14 protein-coding genes are annotated in these 12,877 nt (G+C 47.6%); 7 read left to right on the top strand and 7 right to left on the bottom strand.

Features of this window, described 5'->3' with window-relative positions:
• Window position 1: 1 nt before the first annotated feature.
• Entirely contained in the window at window positions 2-2,932 is a 2,931-nt protein-coding gene (locus HRU69_07025; protein QOI97254.1) for a hypothetical protein, read from the bottom strand.
• A 130-nt stretch (window positions 2,933-3,062) separates the two neighbouring features.
• Here HRU69_07025 and HRU69_07030 point away from each other — a divergent pair, with 130 nt between their 5' ends.
• Window positions 3,063-3,584, top strand: a complete 522-nt coding sequence (locus tag HRU69_07030; GenBank protein ID QOI97255.1) for a hypothetical protein — start codon at window positions 3,063-3,065, stop codon at window positions 3,582-3,584.
• Between the two features lie 2 nt (window positions 3,585-3,586).
• Here the strand turns inward: HRU69_07030 and gatC are convergent, their stop codons facing one another.
• From gatC to HRU69_07060, 6 genes are read right to left on the bottom strand one after another with little or no spacing between them, the layout of a single operon-like run.
• Window positions 3,587-3,874 carry an Asp-tRNA(Asn)/Glu-tRNA(Gln) amidotransferase subunit GatC gene (gene gatC, locus HRU69_07035; protein QOI97256.1) on the bottom strand — a complete coding sequence of 96 codons (288 nt, stop codon included), beginning with the start codon at window positions 3,872-3,874 and terminating at the stop codon, window positions 3,587-3,589.
• Window positions 3,864-4,586, bottom strand: coding sequence for a 1-acyl-sn-glycerol-3-phosphate acyltransferase (locus tag HRU69_07040; GenBank protein ID QOI97257.1), 723 nt, complete (start codon window positions 4,584-4,586; stop codon window positions 3,864-3,866). Before HRU69_07040 ends, gatC begins: the two co-directional genes overlap by 11 nt.
• Before the next feature lie 10 nt (window positions 4,587-4,596).
• Window positions 4,597-5,925, bottom strand: coding sequence for a M24 family metallopeptidase (locus HRU69_07045; GenBank protein ID QOI97258.1), 1,329 nt, complete (start codon window positions 5,923-5,925; stop codon window positions 4,597-4,599).
• 52 nt (window positions 5,926-5,977) lie between these two features.
• Entirely contained in the window at window positions 5,978-6,529 is a 552-nt protein-coding gene (locus tag HRU69_07050; GenBank protein QOI97259.1) for an acyl-CoA thioesterase, read from the bottom strand.
• A 33-nt stretch (window positions 6,530-6,562) separates the two neighbouring features.
• Window positions 6,563-7,909 (bottom strand): MATE family efflux transporter, encoded by a 1,347-nt coding sequence (locus HRU69_07055; protein ID QOI97260.1) that lies wholly within the window; start codon window positions 7,907-7,909, stop codon window positions 6,563-6,565.
• Between the two features lie 32 nt (window positions 7,910-7,941).
• Entirely contained in the window at window positions 7,942-8,481 is a 540-nt protein-coding gene (locus HRU69_07060) for an NUDIX hydrolase (GenBank protein QOI97261.1), read from the bottom strand.
• 94 nt (window positions 8,482-8,575) lie between these two features.
• Between HRU69_07060 and HRU69_07065 the strand changes: the two genes are divergently transcribed.
• Genes HRU69_07065 through HRU69_07090 form a run of 6 tightly spaced genes read left to right on the top strand, consistent with a single transcriptional unit; the run spans window position 8,576 to window position 12,796 of the window.
• Window positions 8,576-9,178 carry a ribonuclease HII gene (locus HRU69_07065; protein ID QOI97262.1) on the top strand — a complete coding sequence of 201 codons (603 nt, stop codon included), beginning with the start codon at window positions 8,576-8,578 and terminating at the stop codon, window positions 9,176-9,178.
• A gap of 16 nt (window positions 9,179-9,194) precedes the next feature.
• Window positions 9,195-9,962 (top strand): NRDE family protein, encoded by a 768-nt coding sequence (locus tag HRU69_07070; protein ID QOI97263.1) that lies wholly within the window; start codon window positions 9,195-9,197, stop codon window positions 9,960-9,962.
• 16 nt (window positions 9,963-9,978) lie between these two features.
• Complete coding sequence (locus tag HRU69_07075; protein ID QOI97264.1) at window positions 9,979-10,842, top strand: alpha/beta hydrolase; 864 nt, start codon at window positions 9,979-9,981, stop codon at window positions 10,840-10,842.
• Between the two features lie 5 nt (window positions 10,843-10,847).
• A complete protein-coding gene (locus HRU69_07080; GenBank protein ID QOI97265.1) occupies window positions 10,848-11,438 on the top strand; it encodes a DoxX family protein in 591 nt (196 codons plus the stop codon).
• Between the two features lie 45 nt (window positions 11,439-11,483).
• Entirely contained in the window at window positions 11,484-12,197 is a 714-nt protein-coding gene (locus HRU69_07085) for an ABC transporter ATP-binding protein (protein ID QOI98853.1), read from the top strand.
• 50 nt (window positions 12,198-12,247) lie between these two features.
• Window positions 12,248-12,796: a cob(I)yrinic acid a,c-diamide adenosyltransferase gene (locus HRU69_07090; GenBank protein ID QOI97266.1), complete on the top strand. Its 549-nt coding sequence runs from the start codon at window positions 12,248-12,250 to the stop codon at window positions 12,794-12,796.
• The last annotated feature ends 81 nt before the right edge of the window (window positions 12,797-12,877 follow it).

A 12,877-nucleotide genomic window follows, 5' to 3' on the forward strand; every position in this document is an offset into this window, starting at 1 on the left:
CTTATTTACGCAACTGTATTTCGTGTGCGCGTTCGCGTGCTCCTGCAGCATATTCATCAAATCCCAGCCGGGCCGCTTCCTCAGCATAGGCCATCAGCAGCCGGTAAGAATATTTGTTCAGGTAAATGGCATCGGTAAGCAGGTTGTAAACCTGTAAAGGCTCGGATGAGTGACCCTTAAAATATCGGGCTGCAGCCAATACACCTTCTTCAAAAAAAGGATTATGAGTTGCCAGTATGTGGAAGAATGATTTAGCTTTCAGGCTGTCGCCCCGTTGTTCTGCGGCCAATGCTTCATGTAACAACCGTAAGGGATTTGCTAATGCAACTTCATCATCTGCTATTTTAGCCGGGTAACCTGCAATGGCCACATCAATAAGCCATTCCGCATCTCTGATTTTTTGCCGCAACAATTGGTCGGTTAGTTGTTGTCGGGCCGCCAGTTCAATGTATTTTTTAGCCTGACTCAATCGTGCAAGTTTTAACTGACGCACACCCATTTCATAAAAAGTCAGGGCACGATATTCTGTGTTCGTAAACTCATTTATCAAACGTTTAAAAATCACCGTGTCTCGTGTGGTTAACCGGTACCGGACGAATTGGTATCGCTCCAGGTCGGAAAGTGAAGCCGTTGCAGAAACGGGAACTGAAAGAACTTTTTTTAATTGCCTGCCGATTTCCTGTACAACGGAATCAGTGTCAGTAAGTAATGCGTTACAAGCATTTAGCGCCTCTTCGCGTAGGCCCGCTTCGGCTAATGCAATGGCCTGGTAGTAACGGGCATCTTTATAATCAGTGTCTACCGCATTGGAAAAATGTGAAACAGTCAGTTCGGGTGCTCCTTGCTCCAGTGTCCATAATCCAAGAAGGTAGTTGTACTCGCCTTGCCGCGCCTGGCTAAGATAACCCAACTCGGCCAAAGTGGCCATGGCTTTCGTTACATTGCCCTGATGATAATACGCATGCGCCAGGGTTGACTTAAGCGCTTCGCTGTAGTATTCGTTAACCGGATCTGAAGCGATTCGAAACGTGTTTTCGATGAAGGCGGTATCCAGTTCTTTCAGTGCATACACCAGGTAATTATTGAGCCGCGTGGCGGTGAGCAGGCTGAGTTGTGTTTCACGAAGGGATTGTTGAAAATTAACCTTTTGCTTTTGGAGCGTGGCCAGCGCCAGGGCATTGCTTTCGATGCCCGGGGTTCGCTGAAAGAGTTTGCAAACGGAGTCAACGTTAACCGGGATAAACTCCTGCCCGATGAGAGCAAGAAAATTGGTTTCGGCCGTTTGTTTAGTGGCCTTGTTTTTACGGGCCAGTTCAAACAAGGCTACAGCCGAATCGAGTTTGTGTACTTTGGCATAAGCAACTGCCAGGTTATTCTGAATGTACGGGGAGTTTTCTTTTTGAAGTGCACTACGGTATAACGGTATAGCTGCAAACGTACTGCCCGCACTCACGTACAGATTGCCATGGTTGATAAGTGAGTATTCGGTAGGCCGTTTTCCGTTGGCCAGTTCATAATGGTTACTGGCGTTGTCAAAATTGTTTCTGCGCGCCTCCAAATCGCCCAGTATATAGTTTGCGCGGTTATTCTGAAAACCGTACGATTTACTTTTTATGTAATAGGCTTCGGCAAAGGCGGGCTGGTCAAGTTTGATGTACAGGTCGCCCATGTTGTTGTAAAATCCTGAAAGCCCGTGGTACACGTATTCCTTCCAGTTCATGTAAAAAACAAATGCCAGCGTGGCGATGAAACCAGCCAGCCGAAAGGTAAAGTACGGCATGCGGGTGGGCTGGTAAAGCACTTTGTGTACGGGGTAATTTTCGGCCAGCATGACTATAAAATTGGATATCACATACAGCAAAAAGATGATGGCATAACCGATGTGACTGAAAATGATGATGTCGCGGATGATTTTCAGAGCGGCATCGTTGTGGTTGCCTAACAGGTTGGCAGTTGTTGCGAAGGCTATAAAAGCCATGGCCATGTAGAAGTAAGCGCCAAAAGGATAAAAGGGCACAATATTTTCGTATTGTACTTCGCGGTTTTTAAATCCCCAGATGCCCAGCAGGGCCGAAACGGTGAGGAGCAGGTACAGGTTGATGTACAGAAAATTCCATTCGATGATTCGGGCTTCGTGAAAATACACGAGCCACAGGTTAACCAGGTACACAATGCTAATGATGACAAAATGCCGGAGGCTTTTGCCGGTAGCGGTGCCCTGGCTGGCCAGAAACACGAAGGAAGCCGGTATCTCATGGGCAACCATAAGGATAAACAAGACCGTAAGGATGAGGCCCGCGATGTAACCGGTGGATGAAAGGTGCAGAAACGGAAAGTAAACCCCGGAGAAATAGGCAATCAGAAAGCCGAGCCCAAGGGTTATAGTTATGAATACCAGAAAGCGAAGCAGAAAGGTCGAGGTTGTTTTGATAAAGCTGAAATAGAAACTTACAAGCACGTACATGCCTATAATAGTAAGCGGTATAAGCTGCCCGGTAATTCCAAATAGCTGCAGTACTTCCAGGCGCAGGCTTATTACAAATAAGATAAAGAGGCCCATGCCCGTATAGTACCAGAAGCGTGATGTTAAGGTTGTGATTACCGTTAGAATAATGATAGCGCTGAGCACTAAACCTGCAAGAAACAGGTAGGATGCCGTTGTGTTTGGAGTAAGAGTGCTGCCCCGGAAAAACTCAAACGTCAAATACGATTCAACCGGAATTGAAAACTCAAAACTGCCCACCTCAAAGGTATGAGTAACAGTCTCTACTGTTTTTTGCTCGTGTAGTTTTTCCCAATTGGTAACATTGGCCGGACCTTTAAAATAGCTGAGCCACAAAAAAATCAGCCCGGCTGCCAGTAAGGTACTGCACAAATACCAAAAAGCGCGGTAATCACCCGACCAGTTTTTCCAGAAGTACAATGATTGCATGTGTAAGTATAGAAAATTATGAGGCTCCCTGCCGGGTTCTGTTAATTTAATTTTAATGGATTAACATAATGATAAGCATTGCGTAACGTAACGGTTTACTGAACTTAATAACCTTCGGTTAGTTTTGAACATGCTGTTTAAAATGTTATTGCCGGTGGTTTTGCTGGTTGGTTCGCTTGTGGCAGGCATGTTTTTTTCAGGGAATCAAAAGCCGGCCATGGAGCAGCCTGAGTTACCGGAAGGCACGATATACGCTGAGCATTCGCTGGCGTATGTACTCAACAATGAACAATTTATTTCTTCACCGTTGCAAACACAGGTACATTATTTCGATCAATCAGTTTGCTTATCGTTTAGATCAGGTGCTGACGCTGCCGAAAGGCTTTCGTTTGTTGTTAACACAACTGCCCTAAAGCCGGGTACTTACCTGCTTAATGAGCCCGGAGAAGCCTATGTGCATTTTCAATTACACCGAGCTAACTGCCTGTACACGTCAGATGAGTTTTATCAGGGTGTCCTCACAATCACGGGGCATGATGAGGAGCAAAGCATTATTTCGGGTATGTTTGAATTTCTTGCTTATTCGCAAACCTGCAACACCGCTATCCGGTGCACAAACGGCCGGTTTACTGCTTCGTATAGCGTGTACTAAGGTTACTCAATAACTTTGGGCACTTTGAAGAAGGTTCCATTGGTAGCGGGGGCCTGGCTAAGTGCTTCGCTGCGGTCGAGATGTTTACCAACTTCATCTTCGCGAAAGGCATTAATTTCATGGCTCATGGAGGTGAGCGGCTCTACGCCTGTGGTGTCAACTTCGTGTAATTTCTCAACCCAGGCCAAAATGGCGTTCATATCAGCAAGCATGGTGTCAGCCTCTTCCGGCTTAAGTTCAAGCCGGGCCAGGTGAGCCAGTTTATCCAGCAAGTTGCTATCAAGTTGCATAGTGCCTGTTCAGTTCGGTTTGAATAACAGAATAGAGTTGCTGCTTCAATGCGGGCATGTCTTCCAGCGTTTTTCCTGAAGTTTCTAAAGGTTCATGAAATATCAGTTTTACCTTGCCCCAGCGAAGCAGAAACTCATCCGGGGGCAAAATTACCCGGTTAAACGGAATGGTTACCGGAACTAATGGAATTTGTTTTTCGATGGCTACGCGAAAGGCTCCGTCTTTTAACCGGGCCATTACCGGTTCTTTTTCTGAAATGATTCCCCCTTCGGGGTAAATAACAAGGCTTTTACCTTCATCAACAGCCTGGCATGAGCGGATGAAGGTGTTGAATTTGCTTTTCAGTTTTGAGCGGTCAACCGTAATGTGGAGCTTGCGGTACATAAATCCGAACAGCGGAATATTTTCCATATCGTTCTTACCTACAAAAATGGTGTTGTGTTTGTTCAGGCCCATCGCGGGAATATCCAGGTAAGAGAAATGGTTTGGACAAAAAATATATTGCTTTCGCGGGTCGGGTTTAAACCGCCACTCAATTTTTACCGGCAGAAAGGTGAGGAAGAATAACGAACGGGCCCACCACCGGTTAAGAACGCCCACCAGGTGATGCTTACGCTGAAAGAAAATGGGTATCAGCAGCAGAAAAAAGAAAATTAAAAAAAGGATACTGAACACCAACAGGGCATATCCGGTGTAGAGTACCCTTATCATTTTCATGTTCTTAATTTCCGTTAATACCCTGTTGTGCTGAAATGAGTATCAGTTCCCGTTGCCGGCCGTCAATATACCGGAAACCGGTTTCATCAAAATAGCCGTCTTCCTCCAGTTGTATGCGGATGTCTTTTTTCCATTCCGGGAGGTTAACGGTGCAGTTCAGTTCAATAGAATAGGCTGTATTGTAGTGCATCGGGTAATCACCGGTGTGGGGCACACCACCCTGCATATCCCACATGCCGATGGTAGTACCGGCCGCATGGCCGTGAAAGCCGATGGGGTGCGTGTAAATTGATGGTGTAATACCTTGTTCAATGGCTTGCCTGCGCGTATCGGCCAGTATCTGGTTGCCTGTTTTGCCTTCTTTGAAATTACCGGTTAGGATATCCTGTAATTTATTGCCGGTGGCGAGCGCTTTCTTCAGGTAGTCGGGGGCATCGGTTTCACCCGGTTTGAGTATGTATGCATGCTGCTGCGTGTCGGTATTCAGGCGCAGGTAGGTAATGCCGAAATCAACATGCAGTAAATCGCCCGGCAGGATAACATAGGGTTGTGGCCGCCTGCTGAAGATGGCTTCCGGTTCGTTTCGCTGGATGGAAACCGAGGGTTGAAACCAGGTGTCGAGTTTCAGTTCTTTAATTTTTTCGCGGTACCACCACACCACATCATCGGTAGTGGTTATACCGGGATGAATAACCTTGTCGGAAAAACCTTCTTTAATAATATCGTGTGCGATACGGCAAATCTGGTTGTAGATGGTCATCTCGCGTTCGGTGCGGGTTTCCAGCCAGCCCACGGCCAGTTTTTCGGCCGATGTTACATTGCTCTGCAGTTTTTTAGGCAGGGCGTTCATCAGTTTGTTGTAATGCGAATGGGTTAAGCCATCGGCATGGCCGTAGTGGTCTGATATGTTAACTCCTATTTTTTTCGGATTCCGTTCGGCAATAATTTTTCCCAGTTGTGCCCACTGGTCGGGTTGGGCGTCAGGGTCCCACGAGCGTTTGAAAATTTTACCAACATCGTACCGCGAAACGGCCAGGCATTCCGGTTCTTTATCGGCTCCGCGATCGAACATTACCAGCATGGTGGTTCTGCGGGCCGCAAACCAGGTGGCCGGCAGAAAGGTGCGGATAACCGGGTCTTCGTTGTATTCGCTGCTCATCACCACCCACAGGTCAATACCTTCTCTGCGCATGAGTTTCGGCAGCACCGTGCGGATGCGCTCTTCCAGCAACTCATCCACAACCCGCGCCTGCTCGCGCTGTGAGAGAATTAAAGGATACTGGGCATAGGTTGATAAGGCAACCAGGAACAGGAGGTATCGAAATAGTTTCATGGAGTGATGATTAGTACTGAGCGATTTAAATCTACAAGCCGAAATCTACAATCTAAAATTGCAGAATGCATCGTTCGTTTTTAAGCAGTTCGCTGGCCCGTTCTACCTCAATGTGCGACCGGGCATCGTCCATCTGTTTACGTACCGACCCGATAATCTGCTTCATCTGCATCGATTCAATAAAGCGCTTTACATCCTCTTTGGTTTCAAGAATCAGCCTGGGCACCGGTGTGGGTTTATCGTCTTCGCCTTTGGCCACCATGGTAAAAAACGAGGAGTTGGTGTGTTTAACGGTATTGGTTTTCACATTCATGGCTTCAACCCGAATGCCCACAATCAGCGAAGTAGTGCCTACATAATTTACCGAAGCGTGCATGGATACCAGTTCGCCCACTTCAACGGGCTGCAGAAACTCCACCCGGTTAACGGTTACCGTTACGCAATAGGTGCCCGCATGTTTGCTGGCGCAGGCATAGGCTACTTTATCCATTAATGAAAGCAAAATACCGCCATGAATTTTTCCGCCAAAGTTGGCGTAAGCGGGTATCATCAGTTCGGTAATGGTAGTTTGCGAGTAGCGCACCGGTAATGCTTCGGCAGCCATAGGCGTGGGTTAGGTTTATACCACCAAAATACACTAATCTGCCGACTTGCCGCCAGCCAGCTTTTGGGTAAGCCCGTTAAACCGGAAAAACATGGCCAGGGCCGTTATGGTAAGGCCGATAAGTAATCCGATCCAGATTCCGTTTGCACCGAGGCCAAACAAAAAGCCGAGCAGATAACCCAGGGGCAACCCGATGATCCAGTAGGCAACAAAAATGAGCAGGGATGGTATTTTAACATCCTGAATGCCGCGCAGCGCACCGATACAAACCACCTGCATGCCATCTGAAAGTTGAAACAATCCGGCAATGATCAGCAGCGGTCCGGCCATAGCAATTACCTCCGGATTGTCTATGTAGAGTGCAGGCAGTTGATATCGCGCCACAACAAAAACAATTCCCCACACGGTCATCAATACGGCACCCATGCCCATTAACGTAAAGCCTGCATGGCGAAGCAGGGTGAAATTTTTCTGGCCCAGGTAACTGCCCACCCGAATGGTAGCGGCTGCGCCCAAACCGGAGGTGGTCATATAACTGATGGTGGCCAGGTTAATGGCAATCTGATGAGCGGCCAGTGCTGTGGTTCCCAGCCAGCCCATCATGATAGCGGAAAAACCAAAAGCGCTTACTTCAAATATAAACTGGATGCCGGCCGGAATGCCGATGTGCAACATGCGGTTGATGAGTTTGCGCGAATAATTTCCAAACGCAAAACCCGGGCGGTAGCTGCGAAAACTTTTGCCTAAGTAAATGTACAGGGCCATCCACGTGCCCATTAGGGTACGGGCAATCAGCGTGGCCCAGCCTGCACCGTTTAAACCAAGTTCAGGAAATCCAAACTCACCGTAGATGAGTACGTAGTTGAGAAAAATATTTACCAGATTACTGGTAATTACAATAATCATGGCCATGCGGGTGCGATGGAGCCCTTCGCCAAACTGGCGGAAGGTTTGAAATACCATGGTTGGAAAGATGGAGCTCAGAATGATCTGCAGGTACGGAATAGTCAGTTCAACCACATCAGCCGGCTGGTTAAGATAATGCAATACCGGTGTTGACAGGAACCCGATGGCCACCAATATAAAACCACATGCCAGGTTGATGATAAATCCGTGGCGCAATGATTCAATAACCTGGTGTTTGTCTTTTCGGCCATCAGCCTCCGCTACCAGCGGGGTAATGGCATACGACACGCCAATGCCGAACGTGAGCAACAGAATAAATACAACATTGGCCAGTGAAGCGGCTGCCAGCGGGGTGGCACCGGTTTGCCCGATCATCACACTGTCGGCCACACCCGTCATCACCTGGCCCAGCATGCTGAGCATAACCGGGTAGGCCAGAAAGAAGTTTGTTTTCAGGTGCTCACGGATGGTCATCCTGCAGATTTAATTAATGGGGTGAGTGATGGTTATATTTTTCTCAGGCGAGCCAGTTTAAGTAAACCGGCAACACTCATGCTGTCGGTAATCTCACCGTTCATTACCAACGTGATAGCCTCGTGTAACGGAAGTTTTTTCACTTTTAAATCGCCTTCGGTTTCTTCAGGTTCTGAAGCACCTTCGGTAAGTTCTTCTGCCAGAAAAATAAATCCTTCCTCATCGGTTACCGAGTTGGATGTATGAATGCGCATGAGCACCTGCCACCGGTTAGCCGTTAAGCCGGTTTCTTCTTTCAGTTCGCGTTTGGCCGATTCCAGTATGTCGGCTCCCAACGGGCTACCACCTTCAGGTATTTCCCAGGAGTGTTCATTTAGTGTGTAACGGTGCTGCCCCACCAGCCAGGTATTTCCTTTGCGGTCAACCGGAATAATACCGATGGCTTTGTTTTTGAAGTGTACTTTGCCGTAAATTCCTTTTCCGCCCGATGGATTTAAAACTTCATGTTCCGTCAGTTGAATCCATTTATTATCATAAACTTCACGTGCAGAAAGGGTTGTCCAGGGATTCATGGAGTTCAAAGTTCAGGGTTTAAAGTTCAAGATTAATCAAATCCTGCCATTTTGAACCTTGAATTTTGAATTTTGAATCGTGAACTTTGAACGCATGCTGCGCTCCTCTTTTACCCATACCCTGATTGAAGCCGGATGTGACGAGGTGGGCAGGGGTTGTCTGGCCGGACCGGTGGTGGCTGCTGCGGTTATTTTACCCAACGATTACAGGCATGAATTGTTAAATGACTCCAAGCAACTATCGTATGATGAGCGTATTGGGGTGAAAGAAGACATTCTGCGCGATGCGCTGGCCTGGGCTGTTGCCGAAGTAGACAATGAAGAGATTGACCGTATTAACATTTTAAACGCTTCCTTTAAAGCAATGCATCTTGCCATTGAAAAGCTTACGATCAAGCCCGACCTGCTGTTGATTGACGGCAACCGGTTTAAGCCGTTTGGCGACTTGCCCTTTCAGTGCATTGTGAAAGGCGATGCCACCTACCTCTCTATTGCAGCGGCCAGTGTACTGGCCAAAACCTACCGCGATGAACTGATGGTAAAACAAGCCTCCGAATTTCCAGGATATGGCTGGGAGACCAACGTGGGTTACCCTACCGAAGAACACCGCGAGGGAATAAAGAAGTTAGGTATTACTCCGCTGCATCGAAAAAGTTTTCAACTGTTACCCGCGCAACTAGAACTTTTCGGGAAATAGAACGTGTTTGTAACGCATGTGCCTGATTTTTATATCCCTCAACAATCATCCCCGTTATAAATTAATCCTGGCGGGCAACCGCGATGAATTTTATAAACGCAAAACAGCTGCGGCTCACTTTTGGGAAGATCATCCGCACATTGTGGGCGGGCGCGACCTGGAAGCCAACGGCTCCTGGCTGGCCATGTCGAAGCAAGGTAAACTTAGCATGGTTACCAACTACCGTGATCTTAAAAACCTGAAACCGGTGGCGCCCTCGCGCGGTGAACTGGTTTCGGAGTACCTCGTGAATGGCGACAAACCGGAAGATTATTTGAATGCAGTAGCAGAAAAAGCAAATGCCTATAACGGCTTTAACCTGCTGGTGGGCTACCCCGATGCATTGTATTACTATTCGAACTACCAGGGCAACATACAGAAACTCACCGAAGGGGTGCATGGCTTAAGCAACCACCTGCTCAATACCCCCTGGCCTAAAGTAACACGCGGTAAAGAAAAATTCAGCCAGGCTATTGCCACACATAAAGTTGATCCCGAAAACCTTTTTAGCCTGCTGTATGACGAAGAACGTGCACCGGATAATAAGTTGCCGGATACCGGCATCGGGCTGGATCGGGAGCGGGTGCTTTCCAGCATGTTTATTAAGAGTCCGGATTATGGTTCACGCTGTTCTACAGTTATTCTGGTCGACCATAATAACCGGGTGTTGTTTACCGAACGGGTTTATAACACCAACACCTTTGATTACCAGGATGCTGTTTTTGAATTTACCATTCCGGGGTAAAGGTTGAAGTTTCAGCATGGGTAAGAAGAAAGATAAAACGCCCCCGGCATTAAAAGTTATTCGCTGGGTTTATCCGAAATTGGAAAAGGTAATTCCGTTTTTAGCTTACCGCCTGTTTGTTTATATTTTTTTTGCACCGCTGCGCTATAAGCCAACCGAAAAAGAAATCAAGGCTGAATCGTTCAGCGAAAAATTTTCAATAACCGCAGCCGGAAAAAGAATACAATGTTACCGGTGGGGCAGTTTTTCAAAAGTTGTTTTGGTGGTACACGGGTGGGCCGGCCGGGCTACGCAGTTCAGGCGGTTTATTAAGCCGCTCCTGCAGGCAGGTTATGCCGTAGTTGGTTTTGATGGCCCGGCACACGGAAAATCGGAAGGTCGCAGTACTGACATACGTGAATATGAAGTTGTATTAAAAACTTTATTTGAGCAACACGGCACACCCGATGCTGTTATTACACACTCATTTGGCGGTGCAGCCGTGATCGTTGCGGCAGCTCACGGGTTGCCGGTAAAAAAACTGATTAACATTGCCAGCCCCACCATAGGTGATGAGATTATCGATACCTACCTTCGGGCAATAAACGGATCGGAAAAAACGAAACAGTTTTTTAAGAAGCATGTAGTACAAAAAACCGGAAAGCCGTTTGATGCCTTTACAGCCAGCTATAAAATTAAAGAAGTAAAGCAACCGATGGAACTGCTTTTGGTGCACGATGAAGACGATCGCGATGTAAGCATGAACCACCCGCTGGCCATACAAAAAGCCTATCCGAAAGCAGAACTGCTTCGCACCACCGGCCTGGGGCATACCCGTATTTTAAAAGACAATGAGGTTATCCGGCAGATCGTAACATTTATCAAGCGGCCATCGTCCTAATGCACATGAATAGCAAAAGCCGGCTTCTTCAATTCAGTATTACAGGTATTCGTTTGTTCCTCGGGCTGATCTTCTTTACAGCAGGGATGGCGAAGCTTACGCAAAATTTTCCGGGCATCATCGGCCCGGTGTGGCTTGAGGAAAAACTTGCTCCGTATGGATTGGGGCTCTACGCCCGGTTCATCGCCTGGTCGCAGGTAGTTGTTGGAGTGCTGTTACTTTCGCACCGGTTTGCCACGATAGGTGCGGTACTGTTGTTCCCCATTGTGCTCAATATATGGGTAGTAACCATTTCGCTGGAGTGGCGGGGAACGCCCTATGTAAACTTGGTATTGCTCATCTTAAATCTCGCCCTGTTGGCCTGGGATTACCATAAACTGAAGTTCCTTTTTACGGATTCTGTGGAAGGGCTGAAAGCTGCCCCAGTTCAAAGAAAAAGCCCCCTGTTGGATGTAATTTGGGCCTTAGGTTTTATACTAATAGCTGCCAGCGTACCACTTATCCGAAATCATCATCCTTTTGGCTATGGCTTTGGTTATAACCGGATTTACCGTGTTTATTTTGGTTCCGGCTTTAGCGTGGGTGAAACAAAATAGAAGATCTTCAGTTTAACAATCAGGCAAACTGCACCGCATATGAAAATCATCGAAACGCACAATATTTCAAAGGTTTATAAAATGGGCAACAACGAGGTGCGTGCCCTGCAATCCATCTCCATCAGTATTAATAAAGGAGAGTATGTTGCCTTTATGGGGCCCTCGGGCTCCGGAAAATCAACCCTGATGAATATTGTAGGCTGTCTTGATTCACCCACTTCCGGCACCTACATCCTCAATAACCACGTGGTGAGTGAGATGACTGAAAACGAATTGGCCGAAGTGAGGAATAAGGAAATAGGGTTTGTATTTCAAACGTTTAACCTGCTTCCTCGTGCCACAGCGCTCGAAAATGTGGCGCTACCGCTGATCTATGCCGGCTACAGCCGCAGCGAACGCGAAGACAAAGCCATGGAAACCCTTGAAAGCGTAGGCCTGGGCGACCGGTGGCATCACAAGCCCAATGAACTTTCGGGTGGGCAGCGCCAGCGTGTGGCTATTGCCCGTGCCCTGGTGAATAACCCCTCCATCATTCTGGCCGATGAACCCACCGGTAACCTTGATACCAAAACCTCGTACGACATCATGAACCTCTTTCAGGAACTTCATGATAAAGGCAACACCATCATCATGGTTACCCACGAAGATGACATCGCCCATTATGCCCACCGCATTGTTCGCTTGCGTGACGGACTGGTGGAGTGGGATCGTAAAAACGAACACGTTACACGCGGCAAGCCGGTGGCAGCAGCACACTAAGCCCCGCGCTTGACCTTGATGGTTATCCGGTAAATCATCACCTTCGTAGCATGAAGATCTACACCAAAACAGGCGATACCGGCACCACCGCTTTATTTGGCGGTAAGCGGGTTTCAAAAGCTGACCTTCGCATAGAAACGTACGGAACTGTTGATGAGTTGAATTCCTGCATCGGCCTGGTGCGTGATCAGCCGGTGAATAAGGCGCGAAAAGATGTACTGATAGAAATTCAGGACCGGCTTTTTACTGTTGGTTCCATTCTCGCCACCGAACCCGGTAACACAAAAGTTAAAATTCCGGCATTGTCAGAATTGGATGTTCGGTTTCTTGAACAGCAGATTGATGAAATGGAAACCACGTTACCACCCATGAAATCATTTGTACTGCCGGGTGGCCACCAGTCGGTTTCATTTTGCCACGTTGCCCGCACGGTGTGCCGTAGGGCCGAACGCCTTGTTACAGCACTCAATGCCGTTGAACCGGTAGAAGCGGTTGTAATAAAATACCTGAACCGGCTTTCGGATTATTTGTTCGTGCTGGCCCGCAAAATGGCCCATGAACTGGGTGCCGAAGAAACCCCCTGGAAACCAAGAATGTAGGTTTGATTTTCAAAAGCCTCAACCGTTTGCCCTAACAGCCGTTAGTCGGTTCAGAAATATCTTTTAACTTGCGGGCGCAAC

The organism is Flammeovirgaceae bacterium, assembly GCA_015180985.1.
GTDB lineage: Bacteria > Bacteroidota > Bacteroidia > Cytophagales > Cyclobacteriaceae > UBA2336.